At 68.8% G+C, this 19,366-nt stretch carries 16 protein-coding genes, 1 tRNA gene, 1 other RNA gene and 1 pseudogene; 7 read left to right on the top strand and 12 right to left on the bottom strand.

The window, feature by feature from the left end; genetic code table 11:
* Positions 1-33: 33 nt before the first annotated feature.
* From J9315_RS13815 to J9315_RS13805, 3 genes are all read right to left on the bottom strand, one after another.
* Positions 34-375 carry a helix-turn-helix transcriptional regulator gene (locus J9315_RS13815; protein ID WP_211978053.1) on the bottom strand — a complete coding sequence of 114 codons (342 nt, stop codon included), beginning with the start codon at positions 373-375 and terminating at the stop codon, positions 34-36.
* Positions 376-627: 252 nt separating this feature from the next.
* Positions 628-1,668: a CNNM domain-containing protein gene (locus J9315_RS13810; protein WP_211978052.1), complete on the bottom strand. Its 1,041-nt coding sequence runs from the start codon at positions 1,666-1,668 to the stop codon at positions 628-630.
* Positions 1,668-3,014 (bottom strand): hemolysin family protein, encoded by a 1,347-nt coding sequence (locus J9315_RS13805; protein ID WP_140955727.1) that lies wholly within the window; start codon positions 3,012-3,014, stop codon positions 1,668-1,670. The genes J9315_RS13810 and J9315_RS13805 overlap by 1 nt, the downstream gene beginning before the upstream one ends.
* A 255-nt stretch (positions 3,015-3,269) precedes the next feature.
* Between J9315_RS13805 and J9315_RS13800 the strand changes: the two genes are divergently transcribed.
* Positions 3,270-4,298, top strand: a complete 1,029-nt coding sequence (locus tag J9315_RS13800) for an iron-siderophore ABC transporter substrate-binding protein (RefSeq protein ID WP_211978051.1) — start codon at positions 3,270-3,272, stop codon at positions 4,296-4,298.
* On the opposite strand, the gene J9315_RS13795 is transcribed toward J9315_RS13800, so the two are convergent.
* Positions 4,228-5,301 (bottom strand): WYL domain-containing protein, encoded by a 1,074-nt coding sequence (locus J9315_RS13795; protein ID WP_211978050.1) that lies wholly within the window; start codon positions 5,299-5,301, stop codon positions 4,228-4,230. The two genes, J9315_RS13800 and J9315_RS13795, sit on opposite strands and share 71 nt — an antisense overlap.
* Positions 5,302-5,408: 107 nt before the next feature.
* Here J9315_RS13795 and J9315_RS13790 point away from each other — a divergent pair, with 107 nt between their 5' ends.
* The gene (locus tag J9315_RS13790) at positions 5,409-5,804 is read left to right on the top strand and encodes a RidA family protein (RefSeq protein WP_140955730.1); all 396 of its coding nucleotides are present in this window, start codon (positions 5,409-5,411) and stop codon (positions 5,802-5,804) included.
* On the opposite strand, the gene J9315_RS13785 is transcribed toward J9315_RS13790, so the two are convergent.
* The 5 genes from J9315_RS13785 to J9315_RS13765 form a co-directional block, all read right to left on the bottom strand.
* A complete protein-coding gene (locus tag J9315_RS13785; RefSeq protein ID WP_211978049.1) occupies positions 5,746-6,276 on the bottom strand; it encodes a MarR family transcriptional regulator in 531 nt (176 codons plus the stop codon). The two genes, J9315_RS13790 and J9315_RS13785, sit on opposite strands and share 59 nt — an antisense overlap.
* The gene (locus J9315_RS13780) at positions 6,276-7,757 is read right to left on the bottom strand and encodes an Ig-like domain-containing protein (RefSeq protein ID WP_198500630.1); all 1,482 of its coding nucleotides are present in this window, start codon (positions 7,755-7,757) and stop codon (positions 6,276-6,278) included. The genes J9315_RS13785 and J9315_RS13780 overlap by 1 nt, the downstream gene beginning before the upstream one ends.
* A 172-nt stretch (positions 7,758-7,929) precedes the next feature.
* An RNA gene (ffs, locus tag J9315_RS13775) (signal recognition particle sRNA small type) lies at positions 7,930-8,025 on the bottom strand.
* Between the two features lie 55 nt (positions 8,026-8,080).
* Positions 8,081-9,394: a DUF6596 domain-containing protein gene (locus J9315_RS13770; RefSeq protein ID WP_198500631.1), complete on the bottom strand. Its 1,314-nt coding sequence runs from the start codon at positions 9,392-9,394 to the stop codon at positions 8,081-8,083.
* On the bottom strand, positions 9,394-9,819 hold the full coding sequence (locus J9315_RS13765; protein WP_198500632.1) for a YciI family protein: 426 nt from the start codon (positions 9,817-9,819) through the stop codon (positions 9,394-9,396). Before J9315_RS13765 ends, J9315_RS13770 begins: the two co-directional genes overlap by 1 nt.
* A 281-nt stretch (positions 9,820-10,100) precedes the next feature.
* Here J9315_RS13765 and J9315_RS13760 point away from each other — a divergent pair, with 281 nt between their 5' ends.
* The 3 genes from J9315_RS13760 to J9315_RS13750 are packed head-to-tail and all read left to right on the top strand — an operon-like array spanning position 10,101 to position 13,176.
* Complete coding sequence (locus J9315_RS13760) at positions 10,101-11,171, top strand: hypothetical protein (protein ID WP_198500633.1); 1,071 nt, start codon at positions 10,101-10,103, stop codon at positions 11,169-11,171.
* Positions 11,172-11,215: 44 nt separating this feature from the next.
* Positions 11,216-11,980 (top strand): ABC transporter ATP-binding protein, encoded by a 765-nt coding sequence (locus J9315_RS13755; RefSeq protein ID WP_198500634.1) that lies wholly within the window; start codon positions 11,216-11,218, stop codon positions 11,978-11,980.
* On the top strand, positions 11,977-13,176 hold the full coding sequence (locus tag J9315_RS13750) for an ABC transporter permease (protein ID WP_198500635.1): 1,200 nt from the start codon (positions 11,977-11,979) through the stop codon (positions 13,174-13,176). Before J9315_RS13755 ends, J9315_RS13750 begins: the two co-directional genes overlap by 4 nt.
* Positions 13,177-13,286: 110 nt before the next feature.
* Here the strand turns inward: J9315_RS13750 and J9315_RS13745 are convergent, their stop codons facing one another.
* Positions 13,287-14,804, bottom strand: coding sequence for an MFS transporter (locus J9315_RS13745; protein WP_198500636.1), 1,518 nt, complete (start codon positions 14,802-14,804; stop codon positions 13,287-13,289).
* Between the two features lie 101 nt (positions 14,805-14,905).
* Here J9315_RS13745 and J9315_RS13740 point away from each other — a divergent pair, with 101 nt between their 5' ends.
* Together J9315_RS13740 and J9315_RS13735 are read left to right on the top strand one after the other, a co-directional pair.
* Entirely contained in the window at positions 14,906-15,835 is a 930-nt protein-coding gene (locus J9315_RS13740) for a helix-turn-helix transcriptional regulator (protein WP_198500637.1), read from the top strand.
* A 61-nt stretch (positions 15,836-15,896) separates the two neighbouring features.
* Positions 15,897-15,984, top strand: a tRNA-Ser gene (locus J9315_RS13735).
* A 117-nt stretch (positions 15,985-16,101) separates the two neighbouring features.
* Here the strand turns inward: J9315_RS13735 and J9315_RS13730 are convergent.
* Positions 16,102-17,235 (bottom strand): annotated as a pseudogene (locus tag J9315_RS13730) (IS1249 family transposase); the annotation flags it as partial.
* A gap of 457 nt (positions 17,236-17,692) precedes the next feature.
* Positions 17,693-19,282, bottom strand: coding sequence for a SpoIID/LytB domain-containing protein (locus J9315_RS13725; protein ID WP_211978048.1), 1,590 nt, complete (start codon positions 19,280-19,282; stop codon positions 17,693-17,695).
* Between the last annotated feature and the right edge of the window lie 84 nt (positions 19,283-19,366).

The raw sequence follows: 19,366 nt of genomic DNA, 5'->3' as shown, positions 1-19,366 counted from the left end.
CGCCGGGCTGTGCGTTCGCCGTGCTGCAGGGGCTCAGGCCGCGAGTGAGAGCTGAGCCTGGCCGGTGCTCCGCGCGGGTGCGGGAGCCTGGGCGAGGCGGGCGAGCTGGAGCGAGCCGGCCTGGAGATCGGCGGCGGCGAGCACGAGGACCTGAGGGAGGGAGAGGCCGAGGACGGCGGCGATCGCCTCGATGACCTCCGAAGAGGGATCCTTGAGGCCGCGTTCGATCTCGGAGAGGTACTGCGTGGAGACCCCCGACAGCTTCGAGACGGCGGCGAGGGTGAGCGCGAGCTCCGTACGCCGCACCCGCAGCACGCGGCCGAGGGTCTCTCGCCAGAGCCGGGGCGGGGTCACGGGGGCGCGTTGGTCGTCCATGCTGTGAGCCTAGGCCGACCGACGTCGGCTCGCGAGGCTTTCCGCTGTGAGCAGACGACCGCGGCAGCAGCGCGGGAGGTCGCGCCAGCCTCGCGCGAGGTCGATTCGGCATCGCGTGGGGCTAACGCGGCACCGCGGGAGGCGCCTCGAGGTGGATTCCGCTCGACTCTCGCGTCGATCTCGAGCGGAATCCACCTCGGGAGCACTCTCAGCTCACGTCACCGAGCCCGACTCACGTTACCGAGTCCCGACTCATTTCGTCGGGGCGTCGGCGACGGTCGAGTCCGCGCCCGCGGAGAGCAGGTAGCGGAGCACGTCGGTGGCGGTGACGACACCGAGCGTCCCGTCGGCGCGCTCGACGAGAGCGAGCTGTGAGCCCTCCTCCTTCATCACGGCGAACGCCTGAATGACGGTCATCGTGCCCGGCAGCACGGTGACCGGTCGCAGCGCCTCGGTGACGGGGTCGGCGTCGTCGAGCATGAGGACGTCGCGCACGTGGACCATGTGGGTCGGGGGTCCGTTCTCCTCCGACCGCACGAGGATGCGGCGGTGCCGCTTCTCGTGTGAGGCGCTGCGCACGTCCCCGGCGGTGGCTCCGGGGCCGACGACCGTCGGCGCCCCGTGCCCGGCGACGAGGTCGTCGAGCGTGAGCTTCGACAGCGCCAGGGCGCTGAGCAGGGAGTCCGAATCGTCCTTCTCGAGCGTCCCGGCCTGCGCCGAATGCTGGAGCAGCTGCCGCAGATCGTCGGGGTTGTGCGACTGGTCGACCTCGTCGACGGGTTCGACGCCGACGCGCTTGAGGCACCAGTTCGCCGCGTTGTTGAGCGCGATGAGCAGCGGCCGGGTGACGAACATGAACGCCCGCATCGGCAGGGCGAGCATGATCGCCGACCGCTCCGGGTGGGCCACGGCCCACGACTTCGGCGCCATCTCACCGACGACGAGGTGGAGGAACGTGACGATGACGAGCGCGAGGACGAACCCGATGACGTCGGCGAGCCACAGGGGCAGGCCGGCCGCCTCGGCGATCGGGGTGATCCAGTAGTGGACGGCGGGCTTCGTGATCGCACCGAGGGCCAGGGTGCAGGCCGTGATGCCGAGCTGGGAGCCGGCGAGCAGCACCGAGAGCTCGGTCGAGCTGCGCAGGGCCGCCCGGGCCGAACGGCTCGTCGGGGCGGCGTCCTCGAGCCGGTGGCGCTTGGCCGCGATGAGGGCGAACTCGACGGCGACGAAGAACGCGCTGAGTCCGATGATGAGGATGGTCAGGGCCGCGACGACCCACGGGTTGCTCATCATGAGGCCTCCTCGATGGTCACGGTCAGGCGGGAGGGCACGTGCGAATCGACCTCCACGACTTCGGCGGCGAGCACCTCGGCGACGGGCGGCTCGGCACCGGCGAGATCACCGGGATCGATCGGCAGGGGGATCTCGAAGCGGTCTCCGACCTCCGGGAAGCCCTTGGCGTGCTCGACGACGAGACCGGACAGGGTCTGCGCACTCGTCTCCGGCAGCTCGCGCTGCAGGGCCCGCTCCACCTCGTCGAGCGGGATGACGCCGGGGGCCGACCAGCGGCCGGGCACGATCTCGACGATCTCCTCGACGACGGCGTCGTGCTCGTCGACGATGTCGCCGACGATCTCCTCGCCGAGGTCCTCCATCGTGATGACGCCGGCGAAGCCGCCGAACTCGTCGACGACGCACGCCATCTGGGCGTGGTTGTCGGTGAGCACCCGGACGGCGTCGGGCAGCGGCAGCGACTCGGGCACGAACACGGGGTCCTTCATCAGCGACGCGAGATCCGCGTCGTCCGGGTCGGCGGCGATGACGTCGAGGAGGTCGATCGTGCCGATGACCTCGTCCTCGTCGGAGAGCACCGGATAGCGGGAGTGCCCGGTCTGCATGAGCGCACGGATCTCGCGCAGCGGGGTGCCCTCGTCGATGACGTCGACACGGGAGCGGGGCACGACCGCATGGTCGACGGTCTGCTGCGGGAAGTCGAGGATGCGGTCGAGGACGAGGGAGTCCTCGTCGACGAGGTCGCCGCTCTCCCGCGACTCCGCGACGATGTGCTTGAGGTCGCGCCGGTTGACGGCGTGATCGACGTCGTGGACGGGTTCGATCCCGAGCACCTTGAGCAGGGCGTTCGAGGAGGCGTCGAAGATCTTGATGAGCCACCCGAAGATCGCCAGATAGATCGAGGTCGAGCGGGCCAGCCACAGCGCCAGGGCTTCGGGGCGGGCGATCGCGAGGTTCTTCGGGAAGAGCTCGCCGAAGAGCATCTGGATGATCGTCGAGACGACGAGCGCGAGCACGGTGCCGATGAGGACGCCGGTGCCGGTCGGGATCGGGGTGCCGCCGAGGGCTTCGCCGACGGCGGTGCCGATGAGCGGCTCGGCGACGTAGCCGACGAGCAGACCCGTCACGGTGATGCCGAGCTGTGCGCCCGAGAGCATGAAGGAGGTGCGGCGAGTGATGCCCAGCGCGCGATCAGCGGCGCGATCGCCTCCAGCGGATCTGGCCGCGAGGCGGGAGCGGTCGACGGCCATGTAGGCGAACTCCTGGGCCACGAAGTAGCCGGTGGCCACCGTGATGAGGAGAACGACGATGAGGCCGATGAGCAGAGAGAGCAGCCAGGTCATCGTCGGCCACCTGCCTCTGCAGGATGAAGTTGTCGAGTGTGGTGCGAAGTGATGTCCCAGCCGGGACTTCGATAGTCGTCCATGTTCCTTCCGAAAGAGACTGTGGCAACGGCTGAGCACGATTATCCGGGTGTCAGCTGGCAAAAAGCTGAGTCGATGACGGCCGGGGTTTCAATTCTCTTGAAAACTTAAGTTAGGCTGTCCTTGTCAAGCACACGGACCGCGTCGCGGTCCACCACTGTCGAAAGGGCAGGGATGTCGATTCCATTCGCGCGCCGGGCACTCGCCGCGGGCACCATCGTCGCACTCGCGTTCACCGCGAGCGCATGCAGCACAGACTCCTCGGCGTCGGAGGCCACCGCGTCCTCGGACTTCACCCCGGTGACGATCGAACACGCACTCGGCCAAGCCGTCATCGAGGAGGAGCCGCAGCGCGTCGTCACGCTCGGACAGGGGTCGACGGAGACCGCGATCGCCCTCGGCAAGACGCCGGTCGGCATGGAGGAGTACGCGTGGGGCAGCGATGACACCGGCTACATGCCGTGGATCTACGAGGCCGTCCAGGAGCGCGGCGACGAACTGCCCGAGCAGTTCCAGGGCGCGACCGAACTCGACGTCGAGAAGATCGCCTCGCTCGAACCCGACGTCATCCTCGCCCCATGGTCGGGCATCACCGCCGACCAGTACGAGCAGCTCGACGCGATCGCCCCGACGGTCGCCTACCCGGAGCAGCCGTGGACGATCGAATGGGACGACCAGATCACGACGATCGGCAAGGCGCTCGGGCAGGAAGAGGAGTCGCAGCAGCTCGTCGAGGACGTGCAGAGCCAGCTCGACAGCGCCAAGCGCGATGAGTACAAGGACCTCACCTTCTCCTTCATCTACAACGACGGCCCGGGCACCCTCGGCGTCTTCTACCCGCAGGAGCAGCGCGTGGCCATGGTCTCGGCGCTCGGTCTCACCCCCGATCCCATCGCCGAGGAGCTGCGCGCCGACTACGATGCGCCGGGCACCGATTCCGCGCTCATCGGTCTGGAGAATGCCGACAAGCTCAACAACTCCGACCTCATCTTCACGTTCTACTCGGATCCTGCGAGCCGCAAGGAGATCGAGGGGCAGAGCGTGTACGCGAACATTCCCGCGATCAAGGCCGGTGCCGTCGTCGCCCCTGAGGACCAGTCGTTCGTCACCGCGTCCTCGATCATCAACCCGCTCACCGTGCCCTGGGCGCTCGAGCGCTACGTCCCGATGATCGACGCCGCCGTTGAGAAGGTGCAGAAGTAAGATAGCGCGCCGCCATCGCTCGGGCCCGATCGCCGAGGTGGTCCCGGATGTCGTCCGGGGCGATGACCTCGGCATCGGGCCCGAGCTGCCACAGCGCCCAGATCGCGTGCTCGGCATCCTGGAAGGTCACGGTGAGGTCGAGTTCACCGCCTGCGACCGTGCTCTGCCCGGGAGGCCGCTGCTCGACCGGCCGCGCCCGACCGAGGTCGATCGCCGTCGCGCGCAGGGCCGCGGCGCCGGCGCCTGACGTCCGCACCGTCACCTCGACGGTGTCACCGGCCGTGCGGAAGCGCTCGCTGCGCTCGCGCCACAGCGCCGGCAGGTCGACGGTCTCGGGGCGGTCGGCCACCTCGGCGAGGAGTTCAGCGGCCTGGATCCGCGACAGCCGGTACGTCCGATCCTCCCCGCCGGCCAGGGCGAGGAGATACCCCCGACCCCGCGCGGAGACGAGTCCGACCGGATCGACGATGCGCCACCTCGGTGAGCGCTCGGGTGAGCCTCCCGCGGACCGATAGAGGAGCCGGAGCCTGCGGCCGCGGAGCACACCGAGGCGAACGGACTCGAGCACCTCGGCCGGCACCGTCTCCGATGCGCGGGGCCTGGCGAGGAGGTCGATGTCGGGGTCGATGAGGATCCGCTCGCTCACCGTCGTCGCCTGGGAGCGGTGACTCTCCGGCAGCGCGTCGACGAGTTTGCGCATCCCCGAGCCGAGAGCCGGAGCTAGCCCGAACAGCTCCTCGCCGCGGGGGAGACCGGCGGTGAGCAGCGCGAGCGCCTCATCGTGGCGCAGGCCGGTGAGCTCGGTGCGGAAGCCGGGCAGAAGGGAGAAGCCGCCGTGCCGACCCCGCTCGGCATAGACGGGCACGCCTGCGGCCGAGAGCGCGTCGATGTCGCGCAGCACCGTGCGCGTCGAGACCTCGAGTTCGCGGGCGAGCGTCTGCGCCGACAGTCGGCCCCGCTGCCGCAGCAGGAGGACGAGGGAGACGAGCCGGTCCGCACGCATGTCGTCACTCTATGCGAATACCTGACAGGAGATGTCGTGATTGTCGGACAGCCTTGAGGGACGGGGCGTCGACCACGGCGTCCTCACACCCACCTTCAGGAGGAACGATGGACCGCACGGCAGTCAATCCCGTCACCTGGTCGACCGAGCTCGGCTTCAATCAGGGCGAGCTTGTCACCGGGCCCGCCCGCACCCTCTTCATCTCCGGTCAGACGGCCATGGACGCCGAGGGCCGACCCCAGCATGAGGGCGACATCGCCGCACAGCTGCGCCTCAGCCTCGACAATGTCGAAGCCGTCCTCGCCGCAGCGGGCATGGGGTTGAGCGATCTTGTGCAGCTCAACGTCCACACGACCGACATCGACGGGCTCTTCCCGCACTACGGGGAGCTCGCCGGGCGCCTCGCCGCGGCAGGCGTCGCCCCCACGACGACGATGCTCGAGGTCAGTCGGCTTGCGGTGCCCGGCCAGCTCGTCGAGCTCGAGGGGATCGCGCTTGCGTGAGCGCGGCTTTGTGCGTCTCCCACGCCGCAGCGAGGTCGACGTCGTCGATGAGCCACGACATGTAGTCGTGCATGTTCGTCACCCGGGCATGGGCGTCCGTGCCCGGGGCGACGCGCTCGAGCGCCGAGGCGGCAAGGCTGCGCTGGGCGCGCAGGTAGGCATACTCGCGCTCGAGGAAGCCCGCCCACACATCCTCGTCCATGATGAACCGGTCCGCCCGGGTCCCCGGACGGCGCACCCGGCGGACGAAGCCGGAGTCGACGAGGCGGCGGGTCGCCGTCGACACGGTGCCCGCACTGATGCCGAGGGCCTCGGTCAGCTCGGCCGCGGTCACCCCGCCGGAGGAGTCGAGGAGCAGGTAGCCGGCGATCCGGCCCTCGAGGACCGAGGCCCCCGACATCGCCCACATCGTGCCGAAACGGGTGCTGAACTCGATCCGGAAAGCGCGGCCTGCGGTACTGTCGTCGGACATCAGCTCAGCGCGCTCAGCTTCTTCCATTCGTCCCAGGAGTACACCCAGTCCGAGATGTCGCTGTCCTCGGTCGACAGGTCGACCGAGGAGTCCTTGATGATGACCGGATCCCCGTAGATCGCGGAGTCGTAGTACTCCTTCGCCCGCTGCGTCGTTAAGTTGATGCACCCGTGGGAGACGTTCTGCGACCCCTGGACGCCGGCCGACCACGGGGCGGCATGGACGAACTCGCCGTTGTTGTGGATCCGCACGGCCCACTGCACCGGGGTCGTGTAGCCCCACCGCGCCGAGGTCATCGTGTAGTTCGCGTGCTTCGACATGACGACATGCGTGCCGTTGTACGACGGCGCCTTCGCCGAGCCGAGCGACGTCGGGAAGTCCATGACCTCCTTGCCGTCGCGGGTGACCGTCATGCGATGGGTCTTCGCGCTCGCCTCGGTGACCTGCTCACGGCCGATCTCGAAATCCAGGGTGAGATCATTGGCGCCGATGCGGCCATCGGCCATCGGCACGTTCTTCACCGGCGCATCGACGGAGACCTTCGAGTACGCGGGCCAGTACTCCTTCGGGCGGAAGTGGAGACGCGACTCCGGATCGTTCGGCAGCCATGCCCACGACCCTTCGACCTCGCGCTTCTTCCCGTCCTCGTCGGTGACGTCGACGGAGAGCCGATGCTCGACATCGTCCCGGTACTCCTTCGCGACCGTCGACCCGAAGGTGAGGACGATGGGCGCTGCGACCCCGACGGTCTGGTCGTCGGAGAGCACGGTGCGCATCGTCATCGGCTCACCGTCGGCCGCAGCGACCGTGGCCGTGGCCTCGAAGTCGTGGTCCTTGCCATCGGGCGTCGTCGCCGTCGCGCTCACCTCGTACGTGCTGTCGGCGACGAGATCGAAGTCCGAGGTCCACCCCGCTGCGCTGTCCGGTGCCGTCACGGTGTCGGCGTCATTCGGCGCCGAGGCGGTCGACGGGCTCTCCGACGACTCCGGCGCCGAGGTGGCCGACGGGGACGGCGCGTCCGTGTCCTCCGGTGAGGTGAGTCCCCCGGCGGTCGGGTCGCCTTCGCTCTCGAGTTCCGTGCCGGCGGCGTCGACGAAGGTGCCGGGATCGACGGCGATCCTCGGGTGGTCGGGATCGACGAGGCTGACGTCCTTGAGCACCGCGCCGTCGACGCTGAGGACGAGGCGCTTGCCGGAGTCGACGTCGATGTCGGCACCGGTCTGCACGGTCTCGCCGACGGAACTGCCGGTCGCGGTCGGGGAGGCGCTCGCCTCGGAACCGTCCGCCTCGGCGGAGTCATCCGCTTCGGAGGCAGCGCTGTCGGCGACGGTGCCGATGCGGAACTCGGGTGCGGGGGAGACCTCGGCGGACGTCGAGTCCTCACGGGTGTCAGAGGGGTCGGAGCTCGACGGGGTGCAGGCGGCGAGGAGGGCCAGAGCGGAGACGGCGGCGATCGCCCCGGAGATCTTCGTGCGTGACAAAACAGGGAACCTCGTTCGGAAGACAGAGAAGGGGAGCGGAATCAATGCTATTGATGCGAAATCACGAAAGTATTGAGAATGCGTGACAAAGCCCGCGTGGAATTCCGCTTAACGCCTCTCACCTGGGGAATCGGTGCGTCAGGGAGTTGTGGAATCGTGATGTGGAGGGGAATCGAAGGACTCCCCGTGCACCCGCCAGAGCTCGCTTACCCTTGCTGCCTTCCGGCCCTGGGGGAGTTCACAAGATGACGCCGCACGGGGAGCCACCGACCAGTCTAGGCGAGGTCGCGGGCTGCGGACAAAATGAGCGCGTGCGAGGTCGATCACTGCAGCCGGCGCGCCTTCGCCAGCAGCACCTCCCGCTCCCGGTCGTTCGTCGCCAGCGCGGCCGCCCGCTCGAACTCGGCCACCGCCTCGGCGCTCCGTCCGGCCCGGGCGAGGAGCTCACCGCGCACGCTCGGCACATGATGGAACCTCGGCAGCGCCGCGGTCACGCCCCGGTCGGCGATGTACTCGAGCCCCGCCTCGGGGCCGTGGGCCTCAGCGAGGGCGATCGCCCGGTTGAGCGTCGTGATCGCCGACGGGGCGGCCAGTTCGAGGTCGCCGTAGAGGGCGGCGATGCGCTCCCAGTCCGTGTCCGCGAGCGTCCGCGCTCGCGCATGGACGGCGGCGATCTCCGCCTGCAGCGTGTACGTTCCGCGGGTCTCGCGCAGGGTCAGCGCCGTCGTCAGCGAGGCCTCGCCGAGGCGGATGAGCGACCGATCCCAGCGCGTGCGGTCCTGGTCGGCCAGAAGGACGGGTTCGCGGTCGGGGCCGAGCCGGGCGGGGAAGCGCGCGGCCGTCAGCGCCATGAGGGCGACGAGTCCGTGGACCTCGGCCTCCCGCGGCAGGAGACCCGCGGTGATGCGGGTCAGTCGCAGGGCATCGAGCGACAGCTCCGGCTTCATCCAGTCCGGACCCGAGGTCGCCACGTGGCCCTCGGAGAACATGAGATAGAGGACGGCGAGCACCCCGGTGATCCGGCCCGGCCAGGCGTTCGCCGGCGGCAGCTCGAAGGGGACCTCGGCGGCGGCCAGCGCCTTCTTCGCGCGGACGATGCGCTGCTGGATCGTCGGAACGGGAAGGAGGAACGCCCGGGCGATCTCCTCGCTCGTCAGCCCGCCGACGACCCGGAGGGTGAGCGCGAGCTGCGCCTCCCGGGAGAGCACGGGATGGCACGAGATGAAGATGAGGCGCAGCACGTCGTCGTCGATGGCATCGGGATCCCACGGCAGGGCGGTCGCCGTCGTCTCCTGCTCGTCCTCGAGATCCTCTCCGAGGGCGGCGATCCGCTCGGCGAAGCGCTCCTGCCGCCGCCACGTGTCGATCGCCCGGCGTTTGGCCACGGTCATCAGCCAGCCGGCGGGGTTCGCGGGGATCCCCGCCTCCGGCCACGCACTCAGCGCCTCGGCCACGGCCTCCTGCGCGAGATCCTCGGCGAACCCGAAATCGCCGACATGGCGGGTCAGGGACGCGATGATCTTCGCCGCCTCGATCCGCCACGTCGCCGCGACCACCCGAGCCGCCGCCTCGGCGGTGCTCCGGTGGTCGCGGTCGGTACCGCCGGCAGTCGGCGCCGCGGTCTCCGGTGGGGACATCAGTTCCCGGCGAGCCGGCCCTCGGCGATCCACTCCTGTTCCTTCTGCACCCATTCGTTGTCCTGAGGGAAGTCATCGGGCCCGGTGACGCGGCGGACCTCGATCTGGGAGCCGGCGCTCAACGGTGCGCGCTTGGCCCATTCGACGGCCTCCTCCTGCGAGGAGACCTCGACCATCCAGAATCCGTTGAAGAGCTCACGCAGCTCCCCGTAGGGCCCGTCGGTGACGACGGGATCGTCCTCGCTGAAGTCGACGACCGCGCCCTCCGAGGCGTCGGTGAGCCCGGCGCCGTCGGCGAGGACACCGGCCTCGATCATCGATTCGTTGTACCGTCCCATGGCGGCGATGACCTCGTTGAAATCGGCCTGTTCGAAGGCGTCGACGGCGGCCTGGTCGACGGCCCGCATGATGAGCATGTACTTCATGATGACTCCTAGCAGTCAGATGAACCTCGGAGAGTCCCGGTCGAGACCCTCTCATGCACTACGTCGAACAAGCCTAGAGCGGATCGACAGGGTGGCGAGGAAAACTTCGAGAAACTTTTCCGGCGAGGTGTCTCCTCTGCGCGTGTGGGCGACGTCACCGGCCGAGACCACAGTGTTATCACCTCGTGACCCCGCCGCAACTGCAGATGGTGTGACCTCTGCGTAGGGTGGAGTGTCCCTCCCGTCGATCCCCGTCCCCGATCCCCGCCGTCTAAGGAACCATGCAGATCTTCCGCCGCGTCATCCTGCCCAGCGCCTTCCTCTTCGTCCTCGTCGTCATCGCCGCGATCCTCGCCTGGATCGCCTTCAAACCGGCGCCCGAGGACGGCTTCGACGCCGCCTCGGCGACGGGTGAGCCGGTCGGCTCCTCGGTCTTCGCCGAACGCGGATCGATCGCCAACACCCTCGAGCTCAAGGGCTCCATCGCCGTCGACAAGCCGACCGCGGTCAAGGCCGGACGTGAGGGCACCGTCAACCACTTCTTCGTCAAACCCGGCGACGAGGTGCTCAAGGGCGCCCAGCTGTTCCAGGTGAGAAGCGAAGGTCAGCCCGCCGAGGCGGCCGCCGGTGACGCTGCCGACGGCGCAGGCGACGGGCAGGAGGCTCCCGCGGCCCCGGCGCCCAAGCCGAGCTATCACACGGTCGTCGCTCCCGACGACGGCACCGTCGGCGACTTCGCGGTCGAGAAGAACGACACCGTGACCGCCGACACCGAGGTCACGCAGCTGCTCAAGGACTCCTTCACCGCCCAGGCCGACATCCCCGCCGTCGACCTCTACCGGGTGCCGAAGCTCCCGGAGACCGCATCGATCGCCATCACCGACGGGCCCGAACCCTTCGACTGCACGGCCCTGCGCCTCGACCAGGGGTCCTCGGTCAAGAGCGCCCCGAAGCCCGAGGACGCCGGTGCCGAGGACGGCACCATGCCCGAGGACGGCGGGGCAGGAGCCGCCGGTTCCGGAGACGGGCCGAAGCTCATCTGCGGCATCCCGGACAAGCAGACGGTCTACAACGGACTCGCCCTGACGATGACCGTCGAGGCGGGCAGTGCCGACGACGTCCTCGTCGTCCCCGTCACCGCGGTGCGCGGAGTCACCGACTCCGGCACGGTCTGGGTCGTCGGCGAGGACGGCAGCCAGGAGGAGCGTCCGGTCGAGCTCGGTCTCAACGACGGCGCGATGGTCGAGGTCAAGTCCGGTCTCGAGGAGGGTGAGGAGATCGAGGAGTTCGTTCCCGGCGCCGAACCCGAGGACGAGGACGACATGTCCGGCGGCGAAGAGTTCGACTTCTGATGGGGGCGACGCCAGACATCCCCGCCCCGCCCGGAACCGCACCAATGACAGAGGAGTCCACGGCCGCCTCGGCGCCCCTGCTCTCGCTGCGCCACGTCGCGCGCACCGTGCCCATCGGTGAGGGCACGCTGCTGACGATCCTCTCCGACATCAACCTCGACGTCCGGCCGGGTGAGCACATCGGCATCGTCGGGCGTTCGGGCACCGGCAAATCGACGCTGCTCAACATCCTCGGCCTCCTCGACCTGCCGACGGCAGGGGAGATGGACTTCAACGGGGAGCCGGTGCAGTCGATTCCCCGCAATCGCGCGGCGAAGATGAGAGGCCGGGACATCGGCTTCGTCTTCCAGCAGTTCAACCTTCTGCCCGGCCGCACCGCCGTCGAGAACGTCGAGGCGCCGCTCATGTACGGCACCGGCAGCGAATTCCGGAACCGGCGGAGGATCGCTTCCGAGATGCTCGAGCGGCTCGGTCTCGGCGACCGGATCGATGCGAAGCCGAACCGGCTCTCCGGCGGCGAGCAGCAGCGGGTTGCGATCGCCCGCGCCCTCGTGCGCCGGCCCAAGCTCGTCCTCGCCGATGAGCCGACCGGCGCCCTCGACGTCGAGACCGGCAGGACCGTCATGGGCCTCCTCGACGGCATCACCCGCGAGTCGGGTGCCGCGCTCATCACGATCACCCACGACCTCAGCATCGCGAACATGGCCTCCCGCCGCTACGCCCTCCACCGGGGCGAACTCCAGGCGATCCGCAACGACGCGACGGCGCAGGCGCTCTCCGGCGCGCCGGCGGCAGGAGGTGCCCGATGATCTCAGCATTCCTCGCCTCGATCGTCGAGGCCTGGCAGGAGCTGCGCGTCCACAAGGTCCGGGTCCTCATGTCGCTCATCGGCGTCGGGGTCGCCGTCTGCGGCCTCACCCTCGTCGTCGGCTTCGGCAACATGATGCAGAAGGGACTCGTCGACGACTTCGAGCGCTCTGGCGGTCGTGATTCGACGTACATGTTCTCGGTGATCAGCCCCAGCGGCGAGACGAGTTCGGCAGACGCGGAGAAGATCTCCGACGCGATCGAAAAGACCCAGAGCCGGTTCGACATCGACTACGTGTCGGCGACCGGGCAGTCGGACCTGCGGCTGCAGAGCCCGACGGGCAGCATCGACGCGACGCTGACCATCGTCGATGCCGACTACGAGGTCATGCACAGGGTGCGGGTCGAGCACGGACGATGGTTCACCGCAGCCGACGCCGAGAACATGGCCCCGGCGATCGTCGCCGATCAGGTGTTCCTCGACCAGTACGGCCTCGACGCCGGTGCGCTTCCTGCGACCGTCGACCTGCCCGGGCATCAGGCGGGAGTGGCCACCGTCATCGGGTCGGTCGCCAGCCCGAGCTATGCGGAGATGGGCACCTTCTACGCGCTGAGCGCGCAGGCGGAGAAGTTCGGACCGACGGTCTCCCGTCCCACCGAGTTCGAGATGTGGCTGCCCCCGGACGTCGCGCAGCAGCTGAGCAAGCAGGTCACCTCCGACCTCAAGCGGCAGCTCCCCGGGTACACCATCGACAGCTATCGCAGCGATTTCGCCGAGGATGCCGCCGGCGCGCTCGGCCCCGTGCAGAACGTCCTGCTCGCCATCAGCATCCTCATCCTCTTCATGGGCATGCTCGGGCTCATCAACATCTCGATGGTGACGATCCAGCAGCGGATCAGGGAGATCGGCATCCGCCGCTCCTTCGGCGCGACGAGCCGGCGGATCTTCTTCTCCGTGATGATGGAGAGCGTCGTCGCGACGACCGTGGCCGGCGCGATCGGCGTGCTCATCGCCGTCCTCGTGCTCAAGGCCCCGATCGTCGGGCAGGTGCTCTTCGACGGCATGGTCACCCCGCAGGTGCCGTTCTCCGCAGTCGTCGTCGGCATGCTCGTGTCGATCGGGATCGGGGCGCTCGCCGGACTCGTCCCCGCGCTCGTGGCGATGCGGGTGCGCATCATCGACGCCATCAGGGCGTAGCGCGCGGCGGGAGCCAACCGCCGGGCGACGGGAGCCATACGCCCGGTGACTGCTGCGAGCCCGGACCGAGACGATCGGTCCGGGCTCGCGGCGGTTTCGAGCCGGTGCGCTCAGGCTGTGATCGTCCGCCTCGCTTCACGGAGCAGGACGAGGGCGCCGATGCCGAAGATCACGCTCATTCCGATCTGGGCGAGGCTCGCGACGGCGAAAGCCGTGTCGAAGCCGAAGCCGGCCGCCACCGCGTGGAAGAGCGCACCGAGGAGGGCGACACCCACGGCGATGCCCGCCTGCTGCATCGTCGCGATGAGTCCGCCGCTCAGGCCCGCCACCCGGTCGGGCACGGCGCTGACGACCGTGCCGACGAGCGGACCGAACTGCAGCGCCTGACCGACGCCGAGGAAGATCGAGGGGAGCTGGATCCACAGATTGAAGGCCTCGCCGGCGGCCGCGGCTGCCCAGGCCACCCCGAGCAGGCCGATGACCTGGAGCAGCGTGCCGAGCAGCATCGTGCCCGGGCCGGTGAGCCGCCGGACGACGCGGGGGACGGCGAGCGAGGTGAGGAGGAAGGCCGCGGCGAAGAGGCCCAGGGTGAGCCCGGAGATGTAGGCGGGGTCGTGGTGACCGGTCTGGCTCGTCTGCGCGAAGTTGTACATGAAGGTGCCGAACCCGCCGAAGAAGACGAACGACATGACCATGCCGACCCATGCCGCCGGCATGCGCACGACCTGCGGAGGGATGAGCGGATGGCGGTCGGTCGCCTCGGCGCGGGCCTGCCAGGCGACGAAGGCGCCGAGGGCGAGGACGGCCGTGACGAGGAGGATCACGGGCAGCGGCAGCCAGCCGGTCACCGGTCCCAGGGCGAGGCCGATGACGAGGCAGAGCATGCCGATGCCGAGCAGTCCCGCGCCGCGGAGGTCGAGCGGCACCGGATGAGGAGTCCGGGACTCGGTGAGCCTCAGAGAGCCGAGGAACGCGGCGAGGGCGACGACGGCGCAGCTGAGGAATGCCGCGCGCCAGCCCCACGCCGCACCGAAGAGGGAGATGAGGCCGCCGCCGATGACCTGACCGCTGACGGTGCCGACCCCTGAGAATGCCCCGAAGAGGCTGATCGCCCGCAGCCGCGCCGCACCTGCGAGGGCGTGCTGGATGCTTGCGAGGATCTGCGGCATCATCAAGGCCGCGGCCAGACCCTGCCCGGTGCGGGCGACGAGGAGAGCACCGGTCGTCGGAGCGAGACCCACGGCGAGGGAGACGATGACGAGGGCGGCGGTGCCGATCGTGAAGAGGCGACGCCGGCCGAAGCGGTCGCCGATGCGGCCGCTGAGGATGAGCCCCGCGGCGAACGATGCGGAGAACAGGCCGACGACGAGGGCGGAGGCGGAGTCACCGGCGCCGAGGTCGGCCTTGACGGCGGGGATCGCGATGTTCGAGACGGAGAACATGTAGGTCGCGAGGAACGCGCCGACGTGCAGCGGCCACAGAGTCGCCTCGGACTCCGAGGTCGCGGTCGGTTGGGGGCGCGATGGCGGCTGCGTCGACGATGCGGTCGGGGCGGTCGCCTCGGCGGGGTTGTCGTTGTGGACGGGAGCACTCGATTCTGCCGTGGCGGCACCGGGAGAGATTCTCATGCTCCCATTGTTCGGTCGCGGTGACCAAGGTGGGAGGGCGTGGTCATGGTGGTGGTCGCGCCACCTGGATGCGGGCGGGGGAGTGGGCGGAGAATGAGGGCATGGCACAGGAGAGGACAAGTGAGCTGGGGCGGTTCCTGCGGTCGCGGCGCGATCGGGTGCGGCCCTGCGATGTCGGGCTGGCGAAGGGGACGAGGCGGCGGGTGCCGGGTCTGCGGCGCGAAGAGGTCGCGGTGCTCGCGAACATCGGCACGAGTTGGTACACGTGGCTCGAGCAGGGGAGGGAGGTCCACCCCTCCGAGTCGGTGCTCGAGGCGATCGCCGAGGCGCTGCTGCTCGACCGTGAGGAGCGCGCGCATCTCTTCCTCCTCGGCGGATACCCGGATCGGGCGACGAATCCCGGCGATTCGGAGGTCGGCGAGCAGCTGCGGATGATGCTCGACGAGGTGCTGCCGCTGCCGGCGATGGTCACCGATCCGACGTACACGATCCGCGCGTACAACGAGGTCGAACGGTATCTCACGACCGATCTCGCCGAGGTGGCCCCCGCCGACCGCAACTGCGTCATCCAGGCGTACGAAAACCCCGAGTGGGCCTCGATCTTCCAGCCGATCGACGAGCACAAACGGCTGCTCGTCGCGAAGATGAGGGCGGCGTACGCCGAGTCGCTCGAGGACCCCGAGTGGGGTCCCCTGCTCGAGCGGCTGAGCCGGTACCCCGACTTCCGAGCGCTGTGGGATTCGGGCAATGTCGGGCGGACGCCGGGCCGGACGAAGGTCGTCGAGAACCCCTACGTCGGCACCCTCAACCTCACGATGGCCACGCTCATCGCGCAGGAGAACCAGCGGCTGACGCTGTCGGTGTATCTGCCGGTCGACTCCGTGACCCGGGCGCGGCTGGAGACGCTGCACGGGTGGATCAGGGACGGCAGCATCGAGAAGAAGCGCGCCGAGGTCGTCGCCGAGCATGAACGGGCGCTCGCAACCGCGGCTGATGGGGGCGATCGGCCTGTTCACCTGCGGGTCGTGTGATGGTTCACACTGGGCCTCTGCGATTTCGCATTGCGGTCACGACTCCGATAAGCTGATCCGCGGAGGATTCGCCTAGTGGCCTATGGCGCTCGCCTGGAACGCGGGTTGGGTTAACGCCCTCAGGGGTTCGAATCCCCTATCCTCCGCCAGCAAGCGCAAGCCCCTCACCTGGGAAGATTCGGGTGAGGGGCTTCTGCGTGCCGGGGTGCCCGCGCGACACGGGGCATCGGGGTTATAGGCCAAAAAGTGTGTCCGTGCCGGGTGTGTCACCGACGTCGTCCGCCCCATCCTGACTGGATACCGATCCCGTCTTCCCACGAGAACCCCGTGTCATAGACGGCGGGACCTACAGGCTCGGCGACCGGCTCCTTCAGAGGCGTTGTCGCTAGCGTTTTCAGTTGCGACTTCGCCAGAGTCCACGGGTCACTGTGGGCCTGTGTTCGGTCCCATAAGTACCAATCCACGGCTCGTCGTCCGTGGTCTTCAGACAGTCCGCGGTGGTGACGTTTGAGATGCTTGATGCCAGCGTTGATACCGCCTTCTAACGCGTTCGTCGTCTTCGCGATCACGACCCCTTCGTCGGCGGCCTCGAGCCAGGTGAACAGATGGTTCTTCGCGATGAGTTTGGCCAGGAACCCGTGGGCCCGGCGCGTGCGCAGATGCGTGTACCACCATGTCTGCCCGGGCCTGACGTGGGCGGGTCTGCTCGTGCTGGAGCGGGCATAGGTTCGCTGTTTGAGCATACGGTCCCATTTCGCTTCCCATGTCGCGAACTCGGCCAGCCACGCTGCAGCCTGATCCCACGTCTGGACTTTCGACAGGGCCCGGTAGATCGCTTGAAGTTCCTTGTTCGCCGGCAGGGTCGGCGTCCTCGTCAAATGCGTGTTACAGGCGTGCTGGATATGGAAGTAACAGCGTTGGATTCGTGTCTGTGGCCAGAGTCTCTCGATCGTCGTTGTCAACGGCCCGTTGCCATCGACGATGGCGTAGCGGGGTGCAGGGATGGTTGAGATGAGTGCCGTCCAGGACGCGGTCTTTTCGTGGTCGCACCATTGCCAGTCGATGACGTGAGTGCCGGTGTAGGCGATGAGGACGCACCACCCGTTGGTGTAGGTGCCATCGAGCATGATCTGATCATGGATTTCAGAGGTCGGGGACACTGTTGGGTGGATCGTCCAGCACCAGGATGTGCGGCGCCGGAACGTTCGGGGGCTGCCCAGTGGTGTGTGGGCTGGTTGTGGTGCTGGTCCCAGGAGCCAGTCGAGGAAGGCGCGCAGTTCGAATCGTTGTGTCGATCCTCGGCGTTTGGCGCTGCTGGAGGCTCCGCAGGCGGGACACCTGTACCGGGTGGTTCCGGCCTTGGTCGTGCCGTTCTTCTTCAGCGTTGTCTGACAGATCTGACATTTCGGTCGATTGCAAGCACCCTACGAATGCTAAGCGATCAGAGCTAAGCAATCAGGTGATTGTCCTTGGTGTGGCTGGGATCCGGGACGATCACGGACACACTTTTTGGCCTATAACCCGGGCATCGTTGCAGAGGCACACGGCGTCGGTGCGGCGACACGCTGCGATCGGCACGGCGCAGGCGCGACACGGGGCAGATGTCGGGCAAAAGTAAAATTGCCCCACGACTAGTCGCCTGCATTTTCACTTTTGGCCCGCAGGGTGGCGTGCACACTAGCGTTCGCTCGGTAGCCGGTAGCCGGTAGCCGGTAGCCGGTAGCCGGTAGCCGGTAGCCGCCGGCCGGGCCGTCCCTGCGCGCGCCGCAGCTCGCGAAGCTCAGCCGCTCGGGAGCGTGGGCGCTCCGGAGCGGTCTCCGCCGGACGCCAAGCGCCGGCAGTGCTGAACCCCGCCGCTCACCCCATGGTGAACGATGCGGACTTCAGCTTGAGCGCACTGCGCAGCTCGGCGCCGGAGCGGGTCGCGGTCGCCCCCTTCGTCGAGGTCGCCTTCGCCGAGGTGACGAGCCCCGCCTTCGTCCGGGTCAGCGTCACCGTCGCGACGTCGGGCAGGCCGAATGCCTTCGCCATCGCCGCCTGCGAGGGCGTCACCGTCCACGCGGCATTCGGGTTCCCGGCGGCTTTCGACTTCGACGCCGCATCGTCACGGGACTGCAGGTAGGGGACATCGCTGCCCCACACCTCGGCGGCGGAGTTCGTCACCCCCGCCGAGGACGAGGAGTACACGGCGTCGATGAGTGCACCCTTGTACATGACGACCTTCGCGTTCCTCACGTTCGCCCCCGATCCCGACTGCGTGGCCTGGACGGCCCTGCGCCAAGGACCGCTTTCGCGAGCGTTCTCGTGCGCCCAGCCCTTGAAGTGCTGCGAGGTGACCTCGTCGTAGACGTTGCACGCGCAGTCGGCCTTGAGCGGCCCCAGATTGCGGTAGGCATACGTCCGCGCGGCGATCGCCTGCGCCTCGAGCGCAGGCGACTGCCAGGACGCGGGGACCTCGGCGATGCCCGGCAGGTACTCGGAGTTCGTCCGCATGACGCCGAGGACGTTGAGCGCGTTCTTCAGCTGCCGGATCTCGATCTTCCCGTGCCGATAGGTCCCCGTCGACCCCGACTGGGCGCGGCTGACCGCGACCGTCGTCGCCTGCGACCCCGACCAGTAGCGCGTGTTCTGCCACTCGACGGTCATCCACGAACCCTCGTAGGACTGACCCCCGACCTTCGCCCTGACTCTGCCCGACGACGTCCGCTCGACGGTGATCGCCGAGCCCGACTCGACCGTCGTGCGCCCGACCTTGACCCGCAGGCGGCCCGCGGACGGGGTGAGCGTCACCGACTTCTCCCCGGCGAGCAGCTGGACGGTGATGTCGGAGTTCGCGTTCGCCGAGGTCTGCGTGACCGTCGCCGGGTTGTAGTAGTGCTCGAGGATCTGCGTCGCGCTCTTGCCGGCGGCGGCCATCCCGCGGGCCCCGTACTGGCTCATCCCGACCCCGTGGCCGAACCCGGAGCCCTTGAGGGTGAACGACGACGGCGCCGTGGTCAGCTCGATCTTCGCCCCGGCGGCGCTCGTCCACGTGATGCGCCCGTTCTCGAAGTCCTGCCGGGTCACCGAACCCGCCCTGTACTCGTTGCTCGTCGGGTACCCGAGCGGCCCGTTCTCCCAGCCCGACTTCTGCCACGCCGTGCGGATCGCACCCCACGTCGCGTGGGCCCCGGTCGCCTTCGTCCAATGGATCGTGCCCGCCCTGAACGTCTGGTAGCACCCGCCGTCCCTGAGCGTGCACCGCTCGGGGCTGACCGCCGGGCCCAGCCGTCCGGTGTCCCCGCCGAGCGAGCGGTGCATCGCACCGATGCCGCCGCCGGTGGGATAGGCCGCCGCGGCCGGCGCGGGCACGGTGACGGTGAGCGCGCCGGAGACGGCGACGAGGAGAACGGTGAGCAGACAGGAGAGGACGCCGGACGGCATACGCCCGGTGGAGGAAGCACGCATGTGATGATCATATGCGCAGGTGGCGCGTCCACGGACACACCGAGGTGAAACGCAGACGAACTCCCCGGAACCGCGGTCCCGGGG

The sequence above is a fragment of the Brevibacterium sp. W7.2 genome, from assembly GCF_018137945.1.
In the GTDB taxonomy this organism is placed as follows: Bacteria; Actinomycetota; Actinomycetes; order Actinomycetales; family Brevibacteriaceae; genus Brevibacterium; species Brevibacterium sanguinis.
This window is presented reverse-complemented; position numbering and strand designations above follow the sequence as displayed.